At 36.7% G+C, this 25019-nt stretch carries 29 protein-coding genes; 5 read left to right on the plus strand and 24 right to left on the minus strand.

Annotated features, from left to right (window positions below; translation table 11 throughout):
• Positions 1-400 precede the first annotated feature (400 nt).
• Positions 401-979 carry a TMEM175 family protein gene (locus V192_RS0107510; RefSeq protein ID WP_025870472.1) on the minus strand — a complete coding sequence of 193 codons (579 nt, stop codon included), beginning with the start codon at positions 977-979 and terminating at the stop codon, positions 401-403.
• A 164-nt stretch (positions 980-1143) separates the two neighbouring features.
• On the opposite strand from V192_RS0107510, the gene V192_RS0107515 reads away from it, so the two are divergent.
• On the plus strand, positions 1144-1344 hold the full coding sequence (locus V192_RS0107515; RefSeq protein ID WP_025870475.1) for a hypothetical protein: 201 nt from the start codon (positions 1144-1146) through the stop codon (positions 1342-1344).
• Positions 1345-1615: 271 nt separating this feature from the next.
• On the opposite strand, the gene V192_RS0107520 is transcribed toward V192_RS0107515, so the two are convergent.
• From V192_RS0107520 to V192_RS0107540, 5 genes are all read right to left on the minus strand, one after another.
• Positions 1616-2707 (minus strand): DUF5105 domain-containing protein, encoded by a 1092-nt coding sequence (locus V192_RS0107520; RefSeq protein WP_025870477.1) that lies wholly within the window; start codon positions 2705-2707, stop codon positions 1616-1618.
• A 114-nt stretch (positions 2708-2821) separates the two neighbouring features.
• Positions 2822-3601, minus strand: a complete 780-nt coding sequence (locus tag V192_RS0107525) for an HNH endonuclease (protein ID WP_025870479.1) — start codon at positions 3599-3601, stop codon at positions 2822-2824.
• A gap of 122 nt (positions 3602-3723) precedes the next feature.
• Positions 3724-4125 carry a hypothetical protein gene (locus tag V192_RS0107530; protein WP_025870481.1) on the minus strand — a complete coding sequence of 134 codons (402 nt, stop codon included), beginning with the start codon at positions 4123-4125 and terminating at the stop codon, positions 3724-3726.
• 18 nt (positions 4126-4143) lie between these two features.
• Positions 4144-4671, minus strand: coding sequence for an HdeD family acid-resistance protein (locus V192_RS0107535; RefSeq protein WP_025870486.1), 528 nt, complete (start codon positions 4669-4671; stop codon positions 4144-4146).
• 252 nt (positions 4672-4923) lie between these two features.
• On the minus strand, positions 4924-5268 hold the full coding sequence (locus V192_RS0107540; protein WP_025870488.1) for a winged helix-turn-helix transcriptional regulator: 345 nt from the start codon (positions 5266-5268) through the stop codon (positions 4924-4926).
• A gap of 114 nt (positions 5269-5382) precedes the next feature.
• Between V192_RS0107540 and V192_RS0107545 the strand changes: the two genes are divergently transcribed.
• The 3 genes from V192_RS0107545 (at position 5383) to V192_RS0107555 (ending at position 6961) form a co-directional block, all read left to right on the plus strand.
• Entirely contained in the window at positions 5383-5709 is a 327-nt protein-coding gene (locus V192_RS0107545; RefSeq protein WP_025870490.1) for a putative quinol monooxygenase, read from the plus strand.
• A gap of 113 nt (positions 5710-5822) precedes the next feature.
• On the plus strand, positions 5823-6152 hold the full coding sequence (locus V192_RS0107550; protein WP_025870491.1) for a PadR family transcriptional regulator: 330 nt from the start codon (positions 5823-5825) through the stop codon (positions 6150-6152).
• A gap of 2 nt (positions 6153-6154) precedes the next feature.
• Entirely contained in the window at positions 6155-6961 is an 807-nt protein-coding gene (locus V192_RS0107555; protein ID WP_025870493.1) for a DUF1129 domain-containing protein, read from the plus strand.
• 34 nt (positions 6962-6995) lie between these two features.
• On the opposite strand, the gene V192_RS0107560 is transcribed toward V192_RS0107555, so the two are convergent.
• The 6 genes from V192_RS0107560 to V192_RS0107585 all read right to left on the minus strand — a co-directional run bounded on the left by V192_RS0107560 (position 6996) and on the right by V192_RS0107585 (position 14244).
• The gene (locus tag V192_RS0107560; RefSeq protein WP_025870495.1) at positions 6996-7403 is read right to left on the minus strand and encodes a DUF956 family protein; all 408 of its coding nucleotides are present in this window, start codon (positions 7401-7403) and stop codon (positions 6996-6998) included.
• Between the two features lie 140 nt (positions 7404-7543).
• Positions 7544-8455, minus strand: coding sequence for a PTS system mannose/fructose/sorbose family transporter subunit IID (locus tag V192_RS0107565; protein WP_025870496.1), 912 nt, complete (start codon positions 8453-8455; stop codon positions 7544-7546).
• A gap of 21 nt (positions 8456-8476) precedes the next feature.
• Entirely contained in the window at positions 8477-9295 is an 819-nt protein-coding gene (locus V192_RS0107570; protein WP_025870498.1) for a PTS mannose/fructose/sorbose transporter subunit IIC, read from the minus strand.
• Between the two features lie 34 nt (positions 9296-9329).
• A complete protein-coding gene (locus V192_RS0107575) occupies positions 9330-10328 on the minus strand; it encodes a mannose/fructose/sorbose PTS transporter subunit IIA (RefSeq protein WP_025870500.1) in 999 nt (332 codons plus the stop codon).
• A 276-nt stretch (positions 10329-10604) separates the two neighbouring features.
• Positions 10605-11099 carry a mannose/fructose/sorbose PTS transporter subunit IIB gene (locus V192_RS0107580; RefSeq protein ID WP_025870502.1) on the minus strand — a complete coding sequence of 165 codons (495 nt, stop codon included), beginning with the start codon at positions 11097-11099 and terminating at the stop codon, positions 10605-10607.
• Positions 11100-11397: 298 nt separating this feature from the next.
• On the minus strand, positions 11398-14244 hold the full coding sequence (locus tag V192_RS0107585; RefSeq protein ID WP_025870504.1) for a sigma-54-dependent transcriptional regulator: 2847 nt from the start codon (positions 14242-14244) through the stop codon (positions 11398-11400).
• A gap of 271 nt (positions 14245-14515) precedes the next feature.
• On the opposite strand from V192_RS0107585, the gene V192_RS0107590 reads away from it, so the two are divergent.
• Positions 14516-16147 carry an ABC-F family ATP-binding cassette domain-containing protein gene (locus V192_RS0107590; protein ID WP_025870506.1) on the plus strand — a complete coding sequence of 544 codons (1632 nt, stop codon included), beginning with the start codon at positions 14516-14518 and terminating at the stop codon, positions 16145-16147.
• Positions 16148-16313: 166 nt separating this feature from the next.
• On the opposite strand, the gene V192_RS21405 is transcribed toward V192_RS0107590, so the two are convergent.
• From V192_RS21405 to V192_RS0107645, 12 genes are all read right to left on the minus strand, one after another.
• On the minus strand, positions 16314-16553 hold the full coding sequence (locus V192_RS21405) for a hypothetical protein (RefSeq protein WP_128080803.1): 240 nt from the start codon (positions 16551-16553) through the stop codon (positions 16314-16316).
• Positions 16550-16987, minus strand: a complete 438-nt coding sequence (locus V192_RS21410; RefSeq protein WP_128080804.1) for an ImmA/IrrE family metallo-endopeptidase — start codon at positions 16985-16987, stop codon at positions 16550-16552. Before V192_RS21410 ends, V192_RS21405 begins: the two co-directional genes overlap by 4 nt.
• Before the next feature lie 233 nt (positions 16988-17220).
• Positions 17221-17967 carry a peptidoglycan amidohydrolase family protein gene (locus tag V192_RS0107600; protein WP_025870507.1) on the minus strand — a complete coding sequence of 249 codons (747 nt, stop codon included), beginning with the start codon at positions 17965-17967 and terminating at the stop codon, positions 17221-17223.
• On the minus strand, positions 17960-18202 hold the full coding sequence (locus V192_RS0107605; protein ID WP_025870508.1) for a phage holin: 243 nt from the start codon (positions 18200-18202) through the stop codon (positions 17960-17962). Before V192_RS0107605 ends, V192_RS0107600 begins: the two co-directional genes overlap by 8 nt.
• Positions 18203-18204: 2 nt before the next feature.
• Complete coding sequence (locus V192_RS0107610; RefSeq protein WP_025870509.1) at positions 18205-18534, minus strand: hypothetical protein; 330 nt, start codon at positions 18532-18534, stop codon at positions 18205-18207.
• A gap of 21 nt (positions 18535-18555) precedes the next feature.
• Positions 18556-19725 carry a hypothetical protein gene (locus V192_RS0107615; protein ID WP_025870510.1) on the minus strand — a complete coding sequence of 390 codons (1170 nt, stop codon included), beginning with the start codon at positions 19723-19725 and terminating at the stop codon, positions 18556-18558.
• Entirely contained in the window at positions 19718-20194 is a 477-nt protein-coding gene (locus tag V192_RS0107620) for a hypothetical protein (protein ID WP_025870511.1), read from the minus strand. Before V192_RS0107620 ends, V192_RS0107615 begins: the two co-directional genes overlap by 8 nt.
• Entirely contained in the window at positions 20184-20375 is a 192-nt protein-coding gene (locus tag V192_RS0107625) for a hypothetical protein (RefSeq protein WP_025870512.1), read from the minus strand. Before V192_RS0107625 ends, V192_RS0107620 begins: the two co-directional genes overlap by 11 nt.
• Before the next feature lie 4 nt (positions 20376-20379).
• Complete coding sequence (locus tag V192_RS0107630) at positions 20380-21036, minus strand: hypothetical protein (RefSeq protein WP_025870513.1); 657 nt, start codon at positions 21034-21036, stop codon at positions 20380-20382.
• A 5-nt stretch (positions 21037-21041) separates the two neighbouring features.
• Positions 21042-23621: a phage tail tip lysozyme gene (locus V192_RS0107635; RefSeq protein ID WP_025870514.1), complete on the minus strand. Its 2580-nt coding sequence runs from the start codon at positions 23619-23621 to the stop codon at positions 21042-21044.
• 4 nt (positions 23622-23625) lie between these two features.
• Positions 23626-24408, minus strand: a complete 783-nt coding sequence (locus V192_RS0107640; protein WP_025870515.1) for a hypothetical protein — start codon at positions 24406-24408, stop codon at positions 23626-23628.
• A 2-nt stretch (positions 24409-24410) separates the two neighbouring features.
• Positions 24411-24992, minus strand: a complete 582-nt coding sequence (locus V192_RS0107645) for a hypothetical protein (RefSeq protein WP_025870516.1) — start codon at positions 24990-24992, stop codon at positions 24411-24413.
• Positions 24993-25019: the final 27 nt, after the last annotated feature.

The following is a 25019-nucleotide window of genomic DNA, read 5'->3' on the forward strand; positions in this document are numbered from 1 at the left end:
TACTTGTACCTTACCTTTTTTATTTAGAAATACCCTTGTTATAATCAAAGAGGCTGGAGTTAACGTTTCACTTTGAAAATCAAGACCATCGACTATACGCAAAAGCCGATCAGATTGAGTGGGTCATTTATTATCGAAGTAACTTCCGCAACACCGAGTGATCTGGATTTAGGCAACAATAAGTAAATGCGCCAATCCCCTCTATATCCTTTTTATAATTCTATGTTTATTACGTTCTTTTTTTAAACAATCATTTTTAATTTTACCCTATAAAAGATAATAATTTTTCCAAAAAATGTCATAATTCAAGAAAAATTTGAGAATAGTAATCGAAAATCAAAAAAACCGGAATAAAACTATATAAATAGCTTCATCCAGTTTCTCTCATTACATTAAAGCGTCACTCTTTGTATTGCTTTTCAATTCGCCGATCAGGAATGATCCACATAACCAAAATACTAATATTTACAATTAATACAAAATAAGGATGGATCAGCCAACCTAAGCATATACCTAAAATATTTAAAAAAATCGTTAAATAGGATTTATTATACCGCCGAAATAATTCGCTCAATGTAGAATCACTGCCATTTACCCGAATTAACTCTCGAGTCAGTATCAAATAGGAAATATTTGCTAACAGCGTCATCACACCATACGTCAGTTGTGGCACTAAGCTATCAATAAAATCGCCTACCCATGCAGTCGCGAAGGGAACCAGCGTTAAGGTGAAAATAAAAAAATTATTTGCCCACAGCACACGTCCGTCAATTTTTTGAACTAATTGAAACATATGATGATGATTATTCCAATAAATTGCTAGCATTACAAAACTAACAATATAAATAAATAATTTTCGCTCAATACCAATTAAACCAGCTAAAGTATCTGTTGTGGGCTGATGCAACTCTAGAACTAGAATCGTCATCACGATTGCAATAACCGCATCTGTAAAAGCTTCGACTCTTGATTTTGACATGTTCCTCATCTCCTCTTTTTCATTTTACGTCCTTTTTAGGCAAATGCAATGAAAATGACCCGCCTTAGGATGGAGAGAAAATCAGCCTAAAGGTGGATTCTTTGGTCAAAGATTCTTGCTATACTTTATTCATAGAGAACAAGAAAAAAATGGAGGTTTTTATAATGAGACAACGGTCAATGGTAATGAATATATTAATGGTAATCGGGTTATTTTTCGTAGGGAGCATTGTTTTAAGTATTGTACTTGGGATTTTAGGCGGTTTGTTATGGTTCGCAATCAAAATCATGATTCCAGTTGCTATCGCGGTTTGGTTAGTACGTATGATCTCTGGATCATCAAATAATCGTCGTAGATATTACTAAGCATGACAGCTAGTTCAGCCAATAGGCTTCTTATATAAATAAAAAGCACCAAAAATCAGATGAATTTTCTGATTTTGGTGCTTTTCTATGATTCAATCAATAATTAATTTCTGTATTTCAATAACTCTGCACTAGATGAAACCAGATAAACGACTCCTAAAATCATAAGTATTCCCCGCTTCTACCTCTACTTTAGGCTTTGTCATTATTAATTACAAACAACGGGTGGTTTACAAAGGAAGTTTAACTGACTACTTTTAGTGTACTTGTACTATTTACTAATATCTCCGCGGAAAGCTTGCTCAAGGCTATCAAAATAATTGATTGACCCTTTTGTTTGGATTTCCCATTTGTCGTCTTTTTTCTTCATTATTAATTTAAATCCATCACCATAATCATCAATACTCACAGGTTTGGTATTTTTGAAGATTTCAGGTAACTTGTCTAATTCTGCTTTTTGAGCAGCTTTGCTTCTCTCATCATAATCTTGATCTCTGTGCGCTTCATAATATTCTTTATTAGCAGCTTCCATATCATCTTTCATTTCTTTAAATGATAAACCTTCTGTATTTATCGTTACTTCCGCTACATCAGGGAAATAAGAAGCAATTTGATAATCAACTGTAGCTACTTTCGCATTGTCTTCTCTGAATACTTTTGCAAGTGCTAATCCTTCTTCATCTGTCACTTTATAGTCATAGAATTTTTTCTTGATGGCTTTATTGAAGTTTTCATCAAAATTTTTGACTGCTTCATCACGATCATTCGCAACAAGTTTATTGTAATCCTCATTTTCAGTAGCTAAAAAGACTTCATCAATAAAAGCTGTGGCTACTTTCGTTGCATCTTCACTATGATCTTTATATTCTGACGCATCAACATCAAGAATAATCGGCTTCGGCTCTTTTTCTACTTCATAAATTCTAGGCTCAAAGTGTAGTTTGTATTTTGCCTTTTTTTCTACAGGAAATACGATATAACCCGTTTTACTTTTCTTGGCAGAAATTTTTTCATACGCAAGTAACGGTGTTTTACTATCATCTAGATAAAGACTTAATGCTTCGATTTTGCTGTCGTCTTCATCATAAAGCATGATGTCTGTAGCACTCATGTCTAAACTCTTATCTGTGACATTTTTGATTGTTACTTTTAATGCAAGGAAGCCTTCCCCATCTTCTACTTCCTCATCCTTTGGTACCACATACTCACCTTCATCGATCGAAAGAGAGGCGATTTTGGATTTTGATGCTTTTGTTTCAGTTTTGCTATCGTCTCCACTTTTTTTAGACGACCCTGTTCCTCCGCATGCAGCTAATGAAATAATAGCCACTGCTGATAAAAAGACTAACCCCAGTTTCTTCATTCTATATTCTCCTTCTAACATTTATTGAACACCCTTTTAATTTTACTACAGTCAGGAGGCGACTTTATCTCAATCTTCTTAGAATTAGTCTAACTTTTTGAGAATTTAAACTGATTATTTTGTATACATTTTGTCCCGGTATAGCACCAACTGCTGCTCTTTGATTTTTTCAATAGCTTCAACGGCATACTCGATCCCCATATGATAATCTTTGTGCACTTGCTTAGAGACAGTGACGAGATTGCTTTCATGGTCACTTCCGCCAGCTGAAACAAAAATCAAATGATGGATTTCTACTTGATGATCACTTGCAGGAATTCTGACACCAAAGCGATTAGTACGTGCTAAATCTGCTCCCGTTACTCTGCAATAAAATTGATCTCGACTCGCTATTCTGTATGGTAATGTGGAGATGCCTCGTTTAAAAAATGTGGCTTTTCCATAATTACGGCTGCACCGATCCGAACAAAAGGATCTTCGTCTGCCTTCTAGTTTTTGATTACACCACTTACATAACCGTTTATCTTTTCTAAAATCGATTGTCTCAAAACCAAGTTCTTCTCCAAATGCTTTTTCATATTCATAAAGACTTAACCAACGTCTTGTATACGTTTCAGTTTTTTCTTCTAAGCGTAACTGGCTTCCTTTTGCCTTATAAATATATTTGTCAGGAATCGTTTCAACCGCCTGCTGGATCTTTTTTTTTCTTGTTTCAGAAAAGGATGAAAAATCATTTTGAGGTAGCTCTCCGACGCCGAATTGCCCGATCGTTTTACATTTGAAACAAATATAAAACTGAGCCTGATCAGAAGTTTCCTCTGAAAAAAGCAGCTCCACTTTCCTTGAGCATTTAGGGCAATAAGCCTTTGGTAGTTTAAAGCGATGATAATCCATAGTCTCATTCCTTCGTGTTTCTTTCTATTATAACTTATTTTTTCAATCACATTGCCGAAACCAAAAAAGCAAACGGCAATCATGATGATCACCGTCTACTTCTTATCATTTTTATAGGATGTTTAGCCTAACTGATCTGTTTTTTTAACAATTTTTTTAATTTCGTGAATCGCCTTTTTTTGTTCTAAATAGCTTTTCACTTTATTTTCATCGCTATCGATTTTTCCTAAAGTTGTGTCTAGTTTGTCAATTTCAGTATTGATTTGATAGACTAATGACTCTTGATCATCAATCCAGTTTTCAGCATTTTCGACTGCTTTATCATGTGCTTTTTGTTCTTCTTTTTCAATCTTATTTTCTTTGCGGATAATTGATTTTACTTCATGCAACGCTTTTTCTTGTTCATAAAAATGTTTGATTTTGCTATCAGTATCTTCCATTTTTTCAAGAGTCACGTCTAACTTATCCATTTCTTTACCGATTTTTTCTACTAATTTTGCTTCTTTTTCTGCATAATTTGCCATTACTTGTTCCTCCTTGTCTTATCTAAATGCATAAACGATATGTGTGATACCAAAAAGCATAAAATAAAATCCAACTAGAAAACTTAATGTTAGCGCAGAAGATAGAGGATTCATCAATAACATGACCCCTAAAATGATTCCCAAAACATCCACGACTAATGTAAACCAAAAGTAGCCAGTACTAACTGATTTCGCCAAATCTAAAGCCAATAATCCAAAAACAGAATCTAAGATAAACCAAATCGCAAATATAAACGGTAATGCTGCAACACCGATATTTAAGTTAAATAAGAAATATATACCGATTATAATGTCGATCACACCTAAAATAATTGGCGCATAGGCTTTGTAACCTGTTAATTCCTTCATTCTATTGCGAACAAAAATTTCAAAGATCCCTTTAAGAATCGCAAAAATAGCAAATACCATCACAATTGCAATCAAGTTTCCAGCTGGATCTTGGAATGATAATAACGCTGTTAAGACAAATAGAATTCCCAGAATCAAAGATCCCCAGTCTATACCTCTTTTGCTTGTTTCATTCATATTATCCCACTTCTTCCTGTTTTATTTATTTCTTTCTACATTTTTATGGTACTCCTAAAAATTGGTATAGTCAAAATAAACGACTCTAAAAATAACAAATAATTTTCTTATTACAAAAATTTTAAAGCATTATTTATTATATATATAATTTATTTAAGAAGTTAGATATAAAAAAATCGATTATCTTTCTTATTCTAAACAGCAGTCTTACATTCCACAGTTTAGAATCAGAAATCAATCGATAATGTATCTTTAATTCATTTTATTTGTACCCTTGTCTATCACTTCTAACCCCCAGTCTTTAATAATCATCAACGCTGGTAATAATTTTAAACCGTTTTCTGTCAATGAATATTCAACATGAGGTGGTATATTCGAATATTGAACTCGTTTAAGTAAATAATTTTCTTCTAATTCTCTTAGCGAACGCGTCAACATAATATTCGTAATTCCAGTCAGCTGTCTTTTTAACTCATTATACCGTACAGGGCCATTTGCCAATTTCCAAATGATCGGAATACGCCATTTACCTCCAATTATTTTCAAAGCCGTGGTTACAGGACAAGGATCTTCATATCTTACAGGATATTCTTCCATTTAACTCCACCAACTTTCTAAGGCACAAAAAAGTGCGTACTTGTTTACATGTTCTTTTAAAATTATACTTACTTTAACACACTAGTGCTGATATAAATATAGGAGGAGTGCAAAATGAATAATAAATTAATCAACAGAATCAATGCTACAAATGCGAAAAACTTTGTCTACAATACAGCATGTTTGAGTGCTACTGCAGGAACTGATTACACGGATGTTTATCAACAACTATTACATTTTGCAGAAGAAACAGCTAAAGAAGAAGGTAGTGTCGAATTTTTCTTTGTACCGAGTAACCCTGAAAAGGGCGAGTTTATGCTCTGGGAAGTTTGGACTAACCAGGCAGCGTTGGATACTCATATGACTATGAATTATACAAAAGATATTTTAGGGAAAAATATTATTACGCTTAAGTGGAACCACTTAGTTACAGAATTCTAACCTGCGTTGTTCGAATAAATTAAATGATATAAAAAACCACTATGTTGCTTTACAACATAGTGGTTTTTTGGTACATTGTATTACAAGATACTTATTGAAAAGGAGGGCCCTAATTGGATTCTACTCAAATGCTAAAAGGAGTACTAGAAGGCTGTATCTTAAAAATCATTCAAAAAAAGACAGTTTATGGTTATGAAATGATTACCTTATTAGCCGAATATGGTTTGAACATGGTCAGCGAGGGCAGCATTTACCCCATCTTACTCAAACTCCAAAAACAGCAGTTGATTATAGGTGAAATGCGCCCGTCTTCTGAAGGACCGAAACGAAAATACTACTCTTTGACCCTAACTGGCGAAGCCTACTTACAGCAATTCGAAAAACAATGGTCTTTGATCTCCACAGGTGTGAATAACATTATGAAAAAAGAAAATGAGGGCTGAAAATGAACAAAAAAGACATGATCAAACAAAATAACGAATTACGAAAACAACTTACTCCAGAAAATAAAAAATACTATGAAGAAATTCTTGTCTATATACGTGTCAATATAAATAAAGAGGAACAGCAAACAGAGGAAATTCTCTTAGAAATTCTACAAGATATTTTAGACGCACAAAAAGATGGCACTTCAGCTCAAACATTTTTCGGAAAAAATCCCAAAGAAATCAGTGATCATATTTTAGCCGAATTGCCTAATAACTCTGGAAGATCTTTAATAAAATTTGTTCTGTTGATTTTCGTTTTATTGTTGCAGTTTAATCTATTTACGATTCTTCTGGAGCCTGTAATAGTGATCAGTTTTTTCAAAACGGGCCTTCCACTTTTATTATCCTTAGCATCTATTTTATTCATTCTCGCCGCAATAAAATACAATAGCTTTTCAAAAAAAACGAGTTATTCCTTTGCTCTGCTAGCCCTTATTTGTTGGCTTGCTACTTTTTTGATACCAATAATCGATAGTAAAATGAATGGACTCGGAAAAACAATAATATTATCTCATCAAATGTTTGCTTTGATTCTACTAATTCTATCCGGCATTGTTTTAGTTGGATATTACTTAGAAAAAAGTAGTTTTTTTGAGACCATACCTACCGTTATTCTAGCTGTTTTAGAATTTACTGTTCTGATCGGTTTGGTAAATCCAGCTACCTTGTCTCTAGGAAGCAAAGCGATTTTCTCAACGCTATTGTTACTGATTATGTTTGTATTGCCTGCTATTCAGTTTAATACGGAAGAAAAAAAACGTTGATCCTATTCCTATCTAAAATAAAAAAGTTGCTCATTCAAAATAAACCAATGTTTTGAACGAGCAACTTTTTATTTTTTTTACCGATTGAGCGAAACGCACGCTTGATCACATCAAAGAATCCTAATGACTGCACCATATGATCGGGTGCTACATATTCCTGCATCTCTCTAAGCACTTTTTTCGGTTGTCTAGAAGAAAATGTAAATGTCCCATTTTTCTTCGTTTGGATTGCATAACGCGGAATCCATTTCCCTTTAAACATGACCGATGCGATCACATAATCAACTTCTTCCCACGGGATTTGAACAAATTTTCGGCTATCACGAGAATTATAAAATTCAAACCCCTTGTCGCCGATCATAATTTTTCCATAATCCGTAAGTCCTGTAAAAGCGGTGGCATCTGTTATGAAATCTACTTGTGTATTCAGTGATTGAACCATTTTATTTGCTCCATTTCTTCCGTGATTTCTATTCTTTATTATATGTGTTTTTAATGAATTAAGCTATGTAAATGAAGCTTGGGACAAAACCGAATGGCCTTATCCCAAGCACTGAGTGAATAAACTTTACTTACTTTAGCTTATAACAAGCCAATATAGTGTCCAGCAACACCGACTACGAACAAACCAAGAATGATGACAATTGGAGAAACTTTTTTCTTCAATAACCACATACATAAGAATGTAAGTAACAATGCAGCTAAACCAGGAATCAATTGATCTAAGTTATCTTGAAGTGTCGTAACTTTGTCAGCTGAAAGTGCTAGACCTTGATTAACTTGTTCGAAAGCACTCTTGATACCTTCTCCGCCAGCAGGAAGTTTATCCCACTCGATATAAGCACCTTTATCTAGTTTAACTGTAGAAACGATTGGCAGGAATTTAATCGATACCCACCGCTGTACTAAAGCTGCCAGAACGAACATTCCGAGAATCGATGCACCTTTTGTTACATCTTGCAACAAGCCGCCTGAAAGGTCTTCTGTGATTTTAGAACCAGCTTTATAGCCAAATTCTTGGGTATACCACATAAATGCCCAACGAATCAAGTTCCATGCAACGAAGAAAATAATTGGACCTAAGATGCTGCCACCCATTGCTAGTGAGGCACCTAAAGCACCTAACATCGGACGAACAGTAAACCAGAATACTGGATCACCAACACCGGCTAATGGTCCCATCATCCCAACTTTTACCCCTTGAATTGCTACGTCATCAACAGGTGCTCCATTAGCCCGCTCTTCTTCAAGTGCTAATGTCACACCAAGAATTGGTGAAGCAATGTATGGGTGTGTATTAAAGAACTCTAAGTGACGTTTTAACGCCGCTGAACGATCTTCTTTTGTTTTATATAATTTTTTGATCGCTGGGATCATTGAGAATGCCCATCCACCATTTTGCATACGCTCATAGTTCCAAGAACCTTGAATAAAGGTAGAGCGCCATGCAACGGCTAAACGATCTTTTTTAGTTAATTCAATTTTTTCTGCCATGTCTATTCTCCTCCTCTTGTTTTAATAGTCGTTTAAGATATCGCCGAGTGGATCGCCAGTATTGCTTCCGCCTCCGCCATTTGAAGAACCGCCCATTTTAGATAGGTTCAAGTAGATCAAGGCTAACGCAACGCCTAAAGCTCCTAATGCGATCAATGTTAATTGAGAAATCGCAGCGACTACAAAACCGATAACAAAGAATGGCCATACTTCTTTTGTCGCCATCATATTGATTACTAGAGCGTAACCTACGGCAACGACCATCCCACCACCAATAGCCATACCATCCGTTAACCATGCTGGCATTGATTCCAATGCACCTTGTACTGATTCTGCTGGGATGAATAAAAGTGCAGCTGCTGGGATTGCAATACGAACACCTTGCATACATACTGCTAAAATATGCAATGCTTCGATTTTTCTGATATCTCCTTTTTCTGCAGCTGAGTCCATCATGTGAACGATCGGTACGGCTAATGTACGAACGATCATCGTTAAGAAAAGACCTGCTACTGCTAGAGGAACAGCGATTGCGATTGATGAAGATACTGCATCTTTGATAGAAATACTTTGTGCGCCTAGTGCTTTAACTAAAATAATTGCTGATGCTACCGATGCTAATGCGGCATCTGGTGCTACGGCTGCTCCGATATTTGCCCATCCAAGTGCGATCATTTGTAATGTACCGCCCAAAATGATTCCTGCTTCCAAGTGACCAGTAACTAATCCGATCAACGTACATGCCACTAGTGGTTGATGAAATTGAAATTCATCTAGAATCCCTTCCATACCAGCTAGAAAGGCAATAAAAATTACTAGAATAATTGATATAATAGACATGATAAGCCTCCTATTTTCATTTAAATTTTTTTAATTATTTTGATTTTGCTTGCTCTAATTCATGTTTTGCTTTTTTAAGGATTTCATCCATGTTTGCGCTAGAATCATTTGGAACTTTACGGACGTCAAATTTAACACCTAAGTTTTCTAGTTTTTCAAATGCTTCAACGTCTTCTTGTCCCATCGATAATACTTTACTTACAACGACTTTGCCGACTGAATGTGCCATAGAACCAACGTTTACTTCTTTGATGTCTACGCCTGCTTCAACCACTTTTACCACATCTTCAGGGTTTTCAAATAATAATAATGCTTTAGTATTACCGAAACGTGGATCTTTTGAAATTTCAATCATTTTACTGATTGGAATAACGTTTGCTTTAACCCCAGGAGGAGCCGCTTGTTCGATCAGTTTTTTACGAAGATCATCTTTAGAAACCGCATCGGAAACAACGATGATTCGATTTGGTAAAACTGATTTTGTCCAAGCTGTCGCTACTTGTCCATGTAACAAACGAGAGTCGACACGTGCTAAAACGAACTTGATTTTGCCATCACCGACAACCGTTCCTTCAGGTAATGCACCTTTGGGTTGTGCATCTTCCACAGCAGCTTTTGGTGCTTCTGCTGGTTCTAACTCTTCTGGTTTGATTCTTACGCCTTCTTTTGCTGTTTCAAGAATGTGCGTTGCGATTTCTTGCGCAGAGTTCATTGAAAAACGAGAAGCATATGCTTCGATCAACATTGGTAAGTTCAATCCGCTAACGATCGCCCATTTGTCTTTATGTTCTTCAAAAAGACTATTTGCTTGGTTAAACGGTGTTCCTCCCCACAGATCGACTAAAAATAGTACTTCATCTTCTTCATCAAACGTTGCGATTGCTGCTTTTAATTTGGCTTTTAAATCATCTGGGCCTTCGCTAGGCATCAATACAACTGCTTGTACTTTTTCTTGTTCGCCAAAAATCATGGAACCGGATTGTAAAATGCCTTGAGCGAACTCTCCATGGCTAGCAATAATAATTCCTACCATAATTTGATACCTCCTATATTTTTTTCAAACTACTTATCACTAAATCAACAACAGATGAAAACACCAACTGGAAAATAGAAAAAGAAAAAATGCGTTACTCGATTCGTGTTTTCAATTGCTTCTTACGATCTGTCAGCTGATTTTCGATGATCACTATTACTCAACGATACTATCTTAATATTCGATCGATCGGATCACTCCTTCCAATTCTACGCATAAGTTACGACAATGAACATCGAGTCTGTCTCACCATTTATATAGAATCTGAAAAAAGAGTTATACTAGCTGTTCTTTTTTCAGCAATTCCATCAAATCAACTTGATTATCTGCAACGACTTTGCGGATTTCCAATTGAATCCCTTGATCATGTAGATACTTGAATGCTGCTATATCCTCTTGATTAACAGCAACTGCATTTGTGATCATCCGTTTTCCACTGGTAAAGCTCATACCGCCAATATTTACGGATTTGAATACCACCTTACCTGCTACTACACGTTTCACATCTTCAGGATTTGTAAACAACAACATGACCTTTAGACTATCAAAACGTTCATCTGCAAACGTCTCGATCATCTTATCGACTGTGATAACATTTACCTTTACACCTGGTGGAGCCGCTTGTACCAACAGGGCTTTTCGTAGCGTATCATGGGCAACGGCGTCACTAATGACTAAGATTCGGTTGACATTGGTGCTTTTAGTCCAGACAGTCGCTACTTGTCCATGGATCAACCGATCATCGATCCGTACTAAACGAATATCCATCATGTATTGTTCTCCTTCATCTCATTTGTTCACTTGGCAAATTCTTAATACTTTATTAATAAAATACTATGCCTAGTCATTTATTGCCAAAATTACGACTAGTAAAATAAACAAAAGGATTAAAAAATGATTGAATAACGAACAGATTTCATCCTCGATCTATTTAAAGCAAGTTTCGTGCCAAAACTAGTGTATTGCAAATTTAAAGGGAAAACTAAGGGATTATTTAAGAAAATACACAAAAAATACACTTTTTCAGTGTATTCTTTTTGTGTATCCCTATTAGTGTATTTTCTGTATTTTACAGTTGGTTCATCTGAGTATTTTTGATCAGCTGAATAATATAATAGATTTCTTCCATCGGTACTTCTATTTTAAATGTCTGTTTTAAATAGTATGAGGCTTTCATTACAACTTCGTAGCTAGGCTCTGCTTCTATCTGCTGTAATTCTTCTTCTGTCAGCGTTAATGTATCATGTTGCAAAACTCGCTCTAACATCCCAGCCAAGTGCATAACTAAATTGACATAAAACGTATACTCTAATTCTAAATTTAGTTTAGTTCTGATGATATCGGCAAAACTCCACAACGGATCGATCACTTTCTTAGGATTGATAAATGTAAAGCTTTCCTCCATGTAATCGATACAGATTTTTTTAGCTGCCGTTTCGTCCATTTCATGTGTCTCCACGTAAATGTCACTGTCCATCAATAGTTGGTCGATCACAGATTCAGCTTCACCTGAGAAGAAGGTTTCCATCGGGATAAAAGGCGCAGCAATTTTAGGATCAGTAATACCAGTTGCCGCAATGACACGATATTCTTCTTGAATCGTTGCAAGCTCTTCTTTCATATCAATAATGGACAATGGCAATACTTCTAACTCTAATCCTAATTGTGGTGGGACAGCGGCTTCGATCATTTCTTTCATTCGTTTGGCCGTTCCTTCGCCAGAAGCGCAGATTGCAATGATCACACGTTTTTTCCAAGGTGCTAACGGATCAAGTTCTTTTTCTTGTTGAATCTCCGCATAGCCTTGGAAGTTTTTCAATGATTCATATAGTGTATCTAACTGTGTATCGATCAATGTCGTTTTGCGAGCAGTCTCTAAAACAATTGGTGTTGTGACCATATCTACAGTCCGAACGTCGATCCCTGTTTGACGCGTGATTTCATCTGAAAAGGTAGCTAATGAACCCATATCAACTAAAAGAATCACCCCATTATCTTCATGAACTTCTTTCACCACATTGATGATTTGGCGTAATGCTTCTTTCGGTTGCATTTCTAATGGCATATCAACTGCTCTTAAATTATCAACATTCAATAGTTGTGATACAACTTGCACCATACTTGTGGCTGTACTCTTTCCATGTGCTGCTACCACAATTCCGATTCGTCCAGCATCTTTATTTTCTCTCAATGAGATCAAAAGAACGGCTAAATAATACGTCTCAAAATCTGGGATTTTCATTTGATAATTGACTTCAATGATTCGTTTGATATCTTGCGCTGTCTCAAATTCTACCGGATAATCCAACACCATATTCCTGATATTTTCATTTAATTGATGTTGGCGCTCTTCACCATTTTGAATTCGTTTTAAAAATGAGCTGATATGTAAACTCATCGCATAGATAAAGTTCGATTGAAAATTGTAATTTAACTTTTGTTTCGCAAAATTATAGATTTCTTTGGTGACATCGATAATGCGTTGGTCAACGATTTCAGCTAATTTATTTTCAGTATCAAACGTGAATCCATGATCTTTATAGAATGATTTCAAATGAACATTGATATCTGTTGTAATAAAATTATTGATGACCTCCTGCTCTAACCCATCTGCCTTTAACAAAGCGGCTTTATCGCCAATGATTTCGTATAAATTATACGGCAGCTCATACGAATCAGACTGTATCGTCACTAAAGGTTCATTTGGCGCTACAATCATTTGCGGTTCCAAATATTTTGATAGTTCAGCTAACGTATCCCGATTACTTGCCAACTGCATCATGCCTTCTTTGATACTGTCCGTTAATTCATCGATTGTAATCGCCAGTTCATCTTGGTCGATATGATTTAAGAAACCTCTAGCTGTCACTAACTGAACATTTGATTTCAACTGACCAACATTCCCGTAAGAAACACTGCCAATCAAAGCTTTGACCACATCTTCAGACAACGATATTTTTCGTTGGATTCGCGAAGCTTCCATTGAAATCATAACTCTAAGCAAATCGATTTTCTCTTTGGCTGGACGATCAATAAAATTCGGCAATTGAATAATGATCGGAATTCTACGTACAAACGTATTCAACAAAGATGACGTTGGGTTTTCTGTTGTAGCACAAATGATCCGCACATCAGCTCGGCGATTTTTAACTGTTTCGCCTAATCTTGAATACGTCCCGTGATCCATAAAATAAAAAACCATCTCTTGCCCTTCAGGTGGTAAACGATGCACCTCATCAAGAAATAAAATACTACCGTCCGCTTCATGGATGATTCCCTCTTTGGCTTTTGTTGCGCCAGTAAATGCTCCTTCAGCATATCCAAACAAATGGGACATCAATAACTCCGGATTGTGGGCATAATCAGCACAATTAAAGACAACCAGCTTTTTATCTGAACCGATCACATGATTTAATAAGGCAAATTGAAACATCGCATGCGCAAAATACGTCTTCCCAGATCCAGTTGGTCCTGTAATCAAACAGTTCAAGCCCTTTGGCGGATAGAGAATTGCAGCTTTGGCTTGTTCAACTGGTGTTCTCATACTACCAGTTGAGCCGATCATTCCTTTAAAAATATCTTCTCCGGCAAATTTTTTTGTTGTTTTATGTAGTTGCTCAGCGTTAGTTGTCTGTCCTTTTACTAGACTATGTTCACGATAACTCATCACAGGCTTAGACAATGGTTGATATTTAAAAATCGCTTTATCAACATATTTGACTGGACGCCCGTCTATTTTCTCTAGTAAACCTTCTCGAACAAGCTGATTCAAGTCTTTACTGGTATTGGTTCTTTGAATCCCTAGTGCTTCTGAAACATTTCCTGTTGTCACTCCGCCGCCCAAGGAAACGTCGCTAGGCGTTAAATGCTCTGTCTGTTCTTTTACATAAAGATAAATTCGTTCGATACGTTTCATTACAGCTTCTCCTTTCACTTTAAATAATCTACGAGTTGATAGCCAAACGATACACTAATTTCATGTGTATCATACAGTGTATCGTTTTAAAAGTACACTAATAACCTTTTATTAGAATGTTCCACATGAAACACTTCTTTTTCTAAAGTAGCTTTATTTTAGGAAAAACTATAAGGTATTTCTGAAAAAGTCTGAAATTCCTTGAAAAATATGGGTTTCCTCGCTATAATGCAGAGAGGTTTAACTATTCTATATGAAGTGAGGAAAACAATTGATTACTGTAAATGATGTAAGTTTGCTATTTTCTGACCGCAAACTTTTTGATGATGTAAATATTAAATTCACACCAGGTAACTGTTACGGTTTGATCGGTGCTAATGGTGCTGGTAAATCAACCTTCTTAAAGATTTTATCTGGCGATATCCAACCAACGACTGGTAATGTTGCTTTAGGTCCCGATGAACGTTTGGCTATTTTGAAACAAAATCATTTTGACTTTGAAGATAATACGGTTTTAGAAACGGTTATCATGGGTCACAAACGCTTATATGAAGTAATGAAAGAAAAAGATGCTGTTTACATGAAAGAAGATTTCACTGATGAAGATGGGATCAAAGCGGCTGAGCTTGAAGGGGAATTCGCTGAGTTAGATGGTTGGGAAGCTGAACCAGAAGCGGCTGTTTTACTGCAAGGATTAAACATTCCTGAAAGTTTACATGACCAAAAAATGAGTGAACTAACTGCTGGCCAAAAGGTCAAAGTATTGCTTGCGCAATCGCTGTTCGGTAAACCAGATGTTTTACTACTAGATGAGCCGACCAATGGTTTGGACACTCGTTCGATCAATTGGTTAGAAGAATTTTTGATCAATTTTGAAAATACTGTTATCGTCGTTTCCCATGACCGTCACTTTTTAAATAAAGTATGTACGCACATGGCCGATCTTGATTTTGGTAAGATCAAATTATATGTTGGGAACTATGATTTCTGGTTGGAATCAAGCCAATTAGCGGCAAAATTACAATCAAATGCTAACGCGAAAAAAGAAGAGCAAATCAAAGAATTACAAGACTTTATCGCTCGTTTCAGTGCCAACGCATCGAAATCAAAACAAGCAACATCTCGTAAGAAAATGCTAGACAAAATTACCTTAGATGATATTCAACCATCATCACGTCGTTATCCATTCGTTGGGTTTACTCCCGAAAGAGAAATCGGAAATGACTTACTACACGTGGAAAATGTTTCTGTAACGATTGACGGTAAGAAAATTTTAGACAATATCTCATTCTCTTTAAATAATGTTGATAAAGTAGCTTTCATTGCAGATAATGATATCGTTACAACGACGTTATTCAAAGTGATCATGGGTGAAATCACACCTGACACTGGTAGCGTACGTTGGGGTGTTACGACAACTCAAGCTTACTTACCAAAAGATAACAGCAAAGACTTTGATACTGATTTAACGATTTTAGATTGGTTACGTCAATTTGCAAGTAAAGAAGAAGATGACAATACGTTCTTACGTGGCTTCTTAGGAAGAATGTTATTCTCTGGAGAAGACGTACTGAAATCAGTCAACGTGCTTTCTGGGGGCGAAAAAGTTCGTGTAATGTTATCTAAATTGATGCTTTCTAAATCAAATGTACTTGTTTTAGATGATCCAACGAACCACTTGGATCTAGAATCAATTACCGCTTTAAATGATGGGTTGATGGCTTTCACTGGCGCAATTTTATTCGCTTCACATGACCACCAATTTATTCAAACATTAGCAAATCGCATCATCGCCGTTTCTGACAAAGGTGTTGTCGATCGTGCGGATACAACGTATGATGAATTCTTAGAAAATAAAGACGTTCAAAAACAATTGGATGAATTGTTTTCTGGTGAGTATTAAACTTAGTTAAAAAATAGAAAAGGCCACAAAGTAGTTATTGGAAAAACTCCCCCAATTCTACTTTGTGGCTTTTTTATCTTTAAAAGGGAACATGCGTAGATGATTTCTTAACAACTATTTAACTATGACTCGTAGTACAATTTTATTTAAGCTGATTACAACTATTTTAAAACGTACGAAGCCATTCATGTTCTTTTTGCCGATATTCTAGTTCAACAGCAATTAGGAACGCATTCCTGCTTCCTTTTTTATCAGACTGATAACGAATGCAATCAACATGATTTTTAGCAACTTTCAAACACAATCCCAGATTCGCCTGCATCATTTGAATCAAGCGTCCAGAAAGATGATTCTCTGAAATCTCAAAATGATTGGATAATTGAGCGAGGCCCCACCCTTTTTTCAAAAAATGAACAAGCACACGATCTGGATCAAGATTGCTGATGCGCCTATATTAGCTTGAAATTCGCGTAACTCCTTATGAGCAGAGCTTTGTATATCTTTGTGTGAGTCTACAAAAACCACGTTTTCATCAGTCTTATGAAATAAATAATGAACGATTTCATGGCTAATCACAAATTTTTTATTTTGGTTATTCAATTGTTGATTAAATACGATCGTCGTTTCCAAGCTATCTTGAAACAGCATGCCAGAAATACGTTTACTCGCAATCCCTTCAAAATCAAAGCCTCTGATTGCTACACCTTGAGATTTTACAACCTCCCAGACATGAGTATAACGATACTCCTCACAGCTAATTTTGTTCTCCCTCATAATTGTTGAAATATAGTCATTTATCTTTGTAGAAAAAGCGATATATTCGTTTAAATAGTTGAACATCTCTCAATCCCCCTATCCTTCTATTTTCTAATTTAGTCAGTCAAACAAAAATAAATAAAAACCATTAAATTCTTTTAGACGTTTTCTTTTATCTACAGCTTAATGCTCATTGGAATTCCCAACCAATGAAGATATCTATAACGTTACTGATTTTATAAATTTCTTTTTGTAAACTAATTGTAATATCGATGTAATGTTTTTGTAATCAGTCTTAAGACCTATTTTTCTACCTACTAGTTGAAGAAGCCCGTTCCCCAAGTTGTATCTATTTTTCCATCATCTGGCCCAACTGCCACATATCGACGAATTCCTTTGCTAGATATATAACTAATCCAGACATAGCCATTACTATGGATGTAACGATCATAGCGGATCGCCATACCGGGTAAATAGTAATCGAGTGCCGGGCTAGCCTGATCATCTGGATTTGTATCTGCACTGACCGCTAACTGTCTATCTGGATAAAATGTACCAATCATCGAGATACCTTCAGATGGCGTGTGTTGAGGAGTCGGACTTGGCTTTGGCGTTGGATTGTTACTACTAGTCCCATAACGATAAATCGAAATTGCAGGACAGCCATTTAACGACCAAATCGTGTCATGATCGTTAACTGTTATTCCATTATAGCCATAATTACAATGAATGATCGTATCTTGATTATCTATAAATATCCCTGTATGCCCTGCTGCTCCTCCAGAAGCACCACGAGTGCCCCAGATAAAGATATCTCCTCTTTTTGCTGGGTAATTGCCTGTTGCATCGGCTTGGACGGCTTTCCAACCAGCATTTTCTAAGTGAGAAAAAAGAGTATCTGTATTCCCCATCGTTTGTGCTGATAAAAATTCACCATTAATCAAAGCAAAATAGACTGCACTAGAGCAATCATAACTATTTGGCCCTAATCTTGCGTTCATCGAGTAAGTAACATTTCCTTTGCGATCCATCATCCATTGCAACATTTTTTCTAAATTAGCCATTTTCTTTCAACTCCTTCAAAATTTCATCTGCTTTAATTGCTTCATAAGTAAAACTGTTATTTTTCCACCAATTCATACCTGTTGACATAACGGTAAAAAATAAAGACACCAATTGATAAATTGTATCTTCTACAATATCAATTGTGCCTTTACCCGTGATTGCTAAAATTTGATTTAATAATGCTAAAACTAGAATAATCGTTCTAGCAATTGTATCAGAGGATACTTGTTTCATTCCTATTGCCCCTTTCTAAATAAGGTTTTGATTCGTTCATCATGTTTAATGACGGTATCTTCTATTTCTCCAATTTTTTCTTCATGATCATCTAATCTATCGACTACTTCAGAATAGCGCTCATGCAACAATTTAGTCTCTTCTGCTACATTTTTTGATAAATGGGTGATTGCTTCTGATAACCCATCAAGATTATGCTTCATCGGATCGGAAATATTATGTTTGATTGCCTCATATGCCTTTTTCGCTAGCCAAATGACCCAAGCACCAAAAGATCCTGTGATAGCAAGCAATGTGGCAATTTCTGCAATCGTAAAACCTAAAAATTTCATAACTCACCATCTTTCTATTTTTTATCCAGTTATATAGGTCATATGAATAAAATGAGTATTGCCTACTCTAAAGTTGTATGCGGAACCGATCGAAACATCCGAAGTATTAACCAGCATAATATCACCATTGGTTTCAACGATGATTGCCGTATTGGCATAAATTGCTGATTTTGGATTCTCTGTGACCATATTAACGGCCGTTTTAATTCTTGGAAATAATTCTGGATCTGATAATTTTCCGACTTTGAATTTGCCATTTCTTGAAAAAGGAAAGGCCTTTATACTCGCTAAATTTACGCTGAAAAAGACTGTTTGATCTTGCTGGATCACATATCTATCTTCGATTGCAAAATACTCCGTCTCATCAAACGTAACAGCTGCAGACTTATTCACATATTCAGAACTCTCACTCGTTTTAGTATTCAAAAGCTTAAATAAAGGGGTTAAATCTAATGTGTAAAATAATTCATTGACCCCATCTTTTATATAGTAAAACTCTACCATTGTTTGACTTCTTTCTACACTCATTTGGTCAAATACGATCTTTCCTGTAATACTTGTAGCCAGCTTAGACAATAGTACCTCTTGATTGTCAAACATAACCTTGTAATGTTTGGCAGCATCCTTAATCGCTATATTAAAAATAAGCTGGTCATCAGCTAGGTTGCTCAATTCATAGTAAACGTTGGGATACGTAAATTTTTTGAGCCATTGACCATCTTGACGAATATATGGATTTCCATCTAAAGGTGCTTCAGGAAACACGGCACTCAGTGTTCCCTCTTTATCGATCGTGATCGTTTGTCCATCTGGCTTTACAACACCAACTGTATCAATCGTCCCTTTAGGGATATCCATCTTTTCTTTGACTAACGCTATGACCTTCTCTGTCTTTAAATCAGCTGTCACGTTATACGTGCCGCTGCCATGAATACTCAGGTACCCATCTGTATTATTGATTCGTGTCGCTTGTGCAGTTCCATTTTCTCCACTATTCGTTACTTGGGCAAAGCTTTTCCCGTCATATGCCAATACCCAAACAGAATTATCAGGTAAAATATAGGCATGATCACGATTCGGTTGTTTAATTTCTGATAAATCAGTGACAGGAACTTCCCAATCCCCATAGTCACAAAAATCTGGAACTGTCGGCTGTTTCTTATTATCATTACAAATACTTGGTTTAACCATTTTTTTCTCCTCCTTTGATGATGTCTGCAAAGCACGCAGCACATTCTGTTACTTCCACACCTAAAAATTGCGTCAATGCTTTGATAAATAATTTATTTTTAGCTAAAGCTGCCGATAGTAATGCTTCGTCACCAGCGCTGGCTTGCCAAGCTTCAAAGGCTGTCATCATTGCAATAGCAAGATGTTTGACTGTACACCATTTTTCCTTATCCCCACGACGCCCATATAGCTCAAAAAGATACAGCATATCTGCCCGTCGTAATTCAGCAAGACTGGTGATTTCTTCCTTGTATTCGACAATCTTTTGCAGTTGTAGTTCTAATTCCGTTTCAAGATCGATCAACCCATTCTCTAATTCCGACACTCGTTTTTCCAGCAGTGTTTTGGCATGCATTTCAGCACTTGCTACTTGGACAAAGCTTCTGATCAAATCTTCAGCGATACCGTCTGTTGAGTGTTTATTTTTCACTTTTTTCACCAGCTTTCTGATATTTTGCGATTTCTCTTAACATAAGATATTTACTTTTTTGTTGTTCATAAAGAATCGAGTCACTTTCAACTTTAAAAAGACTGATTACTGTTTGATAATCTTTGGGATGGTGTTGTAAATGGTTTTTCATTTTTTGTGCTTGTTGTTCATATTTATTCATACCATCACCTATTCACGTGGGAATATTTCAAATAGTTCACCAAGGTTGCGTTGAAAATCCCAGTCCCTTTCAATTCGACTTTTTTATAGCCTGGTGTTAGAATCGCACCTCTTTGCCAGTTTGGCATAAATCCCACAGCTTTCAATAGGTCATAATTAGACAAGCCTTTTACTGGAAATACACCTTCTCCTTCGATCCATGCTCCATTATATTGGGCTTTTAAATACGGAGTAACATCAATACCTTCGATCCAAACTTCAAAATCAGACACGCTACTAGTAAATAAAGAGACACCTGCACTTAGCGAATGATTATGCGGTATAGTTGTATGCTTATGAGGATTTGGGCTAACTGTGTTTTGGTTTACAGTTAAACTTGTTTCATTGATCTGAACAGCGGTTGAACCTGTTGCACCACCTGCAGCGATCGGCATAGCAAATGGCTGAATAATGATTTTGAATTCAAATCGCTCATAATAAATCAAATCGGGACTAACTGAGATATAAAAAGTGGCAGGATGATTGGTATCACCCTGCCTCGTAAATTCCATCCCGTAAATATCGACTACTTGGTTTCGTCTTTGAAGCTGACCTTGCTTGCTTTCGCTCGTCCGATCAGCAATTCGTTCAGCCATTTTGTTTAAGGCTGAATCATATGTCATTTTCACTACTGACCACTCTCCCTGTCTACTTTTAAAAATTTCTCTAAGACAATATTATTCGTTTCTACACCGCTTTGATCGATGGAGTAGTTCATACTAGTAATATAAAACCAGTCATCCATTTTTAGGATTTTTTTCATATAATTTGAACATTCCTCAACCATTAACAATTGATTATCATAAAGCAAACGGACTTTATCGCCTACATTGATTTCTTCCGGCAGTTCTTCTACTGTCAATTCGACCTGATAGGTACGTCTAGACTGTTTCAACTTTTTGACAGCTGCATCATAAGCAGTTTTAGCGGCTTTTGCCCGGTCTTCATCAGTAATTTCCTCTTCATTTGTATTAAATGGCGCTAAATCATTGAATGAAAATGCTCCTTCGATCACTTTAGCTGACTCCAATGCGACACTTTCCGTATCGATCACGGAATATTCGATATTTCCATTTGGAGCCAGCTTTGAAAACTGAATATAATCATAGCCACGTTCGTTATTGATTCCTTTTCTCAAAATCACTACTGGAAACTTTGGATCTTGACTCGCTTTATCTTCATAGATTTCTCTAAGACTCATGCTAGACATTCCAGAATCTGACTTCTCACCATAAACAGTTGCGATATTGATGACATGGTCAAAACTATGATTGATTGTTGGTTCAGCGATGATTCGAATATTTTGTTTACTACTAGGCTTGGTAGAAAATACATACGGTTTTTTCTCTCCGAAAGAACCAATTTCCAAGGCACGTCCAAAATGAAAACCCACTCGCCAAAAAAGATCTGGTGTCAATTCGCAGGTTTTCGTCAAGCCTTCTAGCTTATTTTGACGACTATACACATAATCGATCACACGCATCGCTGAATCCTGCCGATAATTTACATTCCAGCCTGGATAACGAAAATCTAAGGTACTGTATATATCATTGACTGTTCGGCTCTTCGCCGCTAAGTTCGTAGACACTTGCCGATATTCCCATTCAGAAACCACATGAGCCAAGTCGACAGATAGCGTTTCATTCTCCTTATCTAACGTAAAGCCCGTGACAATGCCATGGAAAACCTTTTGGTTGATATACAACTTGATCTCTTCACGCCCATTGATCCATTCAGTATATTCAATCGGTAAATCGATTTGAGTCGTTGGCACATACATCAACTCATTGCTCCAACTAAGGGTATTCAAAATTTTAGTGCCCCGTTTGATCACTTTTCCGTGTTCTAGAATTTCAAAAAAGAATTTCGTATTGCTTTTTGCATAAGGATCGATCTCAACATCAAACGCTTGTTCAAAGATGATGATTTGATCAAAAATCAGTTCATCCTTAGCTGTTCCATCCGTACGTATTCCTTTGATATACACAGCCGTCCCGTTTGGCACTTTAAGCTTAACCTCAAAACCAGATTTTTCCACACCGATAACTTTTGGATAGGCTTCTTTGACGTCTGGGCGGTCAATAGGTGTGGCTTTGATACGCCCTAATTCTTGGTCTGTTTCAGCGTTGATAAAAGCGATATATTGATCTCCTTTATCTGAACTAAAATGCCAACCAGAAGCATGAATTTCTCCTTCTTTGATTCCTAAAAAATCCAAAGAGCCCACATTCGTCATCGTTTCAAAGGTCTCTAATTCTCCTAAATCAGAAGGTAATTTATTCAAAAAAGTGTGCCAGCGTTTAGCTGCATCAAGTCTTCTTTGTAGATGCTCCGTTCCAGCTCGTTCAAAATTTTTGAGAAAAGCAATTGTAGCTTGTTCCACATCCGTGGCATTTTTAAATCCTTCTACAGATTTAGGTTCAACTACGCCGATCCATTGCCCATTGAACATACACCAGTCGATCAAACGAGTTTGAACTTCCACGCTAGTATAGTTTCCATTAATACTTGCATGGGCTAATAAACGTTGGACGTATTCTCGACCACTGGAGGTTGGGCTGCCTACTAATGGATAAGATGAACCATCCCATTGAACAAGCCCATAAGCTGGACCACCATGAGTTTGATCCGTATCTGGATTCATCGATCCACCGGTTTCAACATCGATATTTCCCAATAAACCAGCGATTGCAATCATATTGTAGCCAGCCTTATTTAATAGTTGGGCAATCGACCAAGCTCTGCGCTCTTCTTCTGATGTTATTTCTGGTGCAGGTGTTGAACCGCCACTAGCTCCTTTGGGATTATGATAAATGGTTGCTGGCGGATTACCATTATAGCTGCGGATAGAGGCATAATTATCTACAGTAATCCCATTTGAACCATAATTACAATGAATAATACTAGTATTATCAACAAATATCCCTGTATGACCACTATCTCCACCAGAAGCACCTCTTACTCCCCAGATAAAAACATCTCCTCGTTGAGGACTACTGACTTGCTTCCAGCCTGCTTCTTCCAAATGCCCAAACAGAGTATCTGTATTTCCCATCATACCAGCAGACAATATGCCTGCAGCAATCAAGGCATAGTAAACGGCTGAACTACAGTCATAACTATTTGGACCTAATCTAACAGCCTGACTATAGGTCACTTTTCCTTTGCGCTGATCCATCCAATTGATCGCTGTTTCAATACTTGACATCCCCTCAGCCTCCTATCTTACTTTGTGCTTTCCATGTTCCACCTTTGCGGATTTGATTGGCACTTTTGTTAGGTTTACCATCATCACTAAATGACGTTTTTGAACTATCGACCCATTTACCTGACTTGCGAATCTGCCAAAATCCACCCGTATTGTCAAGAGACTTCCAATCGCCATTTTTTCTAATCGCCATCGGTCGGTAGTCATCAATGATATCTTTAAATCGGATATAGCTGTATTCAAGAGGAAATGTATCATCCCCATATATTGTTATTTTTAGCCAAGTAATTCCTGTCGCATCAAACGTATTTCTTGTAACATCGTTGTACCATGTTCCGCCAAAATTATTTGAAGCGTGCGGATTGTTCCAACCAGACATTGCATATAAAGGCTGAGATCCATAATATCTTTGCTTTAGAGTCTCAGTAAACGCATGGGTATACGGTGCACTCGCTGGATCTTCTGTCTGTACAGATGTCTTAGCCACAATCAGCTGCCAATCGTATTCTGCAGCTAGTGTACCTGCATAAACATAAGGTGTATAAAGTCCTGTTGCTGCTCTAGTTCCATAAGCAACCAGTGAAAGACGTAATCTATAGAGACTACCGTTAACATTTTCAGCAGTAACACCTTCTCCATGTCCACTTGCTTTAGGAAAGCCGGGCGGATTTCCTGGCATCGCTTGAAATTGTGCTGCTGTTGGCGCCCCAGCGAGGTAAACATCTCCTGGAACACCAGGATCATGTCCCCAACTACCACGAATTGGCGCATAATTTTTATTTGGCATACTTATTCACCCTCTTTTAATTCGGCTGTTAGTTCTTCCTTCAATTCGGCTTTAAGCTGTTTCAGTAAGGCTGCATTGATTCCGCCAGCCAAATCATTTTCTGTTGATTGATTATTCGTTCGGATATAATGAGCCCCATCCGGAGAACCGCCAAACAAGTTGATATTCCCACCTGCAATCCCTTTACCAGGAATAAAGCCACCTTCAAGTCCGCCTTCCCAAACACCGATTTCTTTTAATTTTTCAATGATTTTCAACAAAGCATCTAACATTTTTTCGATCAAGTCCCACCGACCACAATCTGAGCAAATCAGAGCTTTATTCATCAGTCGTTGATTGTTTAAGAAATCTTGAATAAATTCTTTGATATCACACATATCGACTGCTGGAAGTTCTTCGCCTAAATAGCCCAATAAACAATCATTCATATCGTTTAAATCTTCACAGTTGTTATGCAGAACTGGTAATTTAGGATTTAACCCTGTATTTTTCTTCAAGCTTTTACACTCTTTATCTGAGATCCCATTTAAAACAAATTCTGGGTTATCCGTTTTTAACTTTTCGCACGCTTGGCAATCTGTCATTTTTTTCATCCTCTCTTTTGACTCTTC

It is taken from the genome of Enterococcus crotali (assembly GCF_000633635.1).
In the GTDB taxonomy this organism is placed as follows: domain Bacteria; phylum Bacillota; class Bacilli; order Lactobacillales; family Enterococcaceae; genus Enterococcus_L; species Enterococcus_L crotali.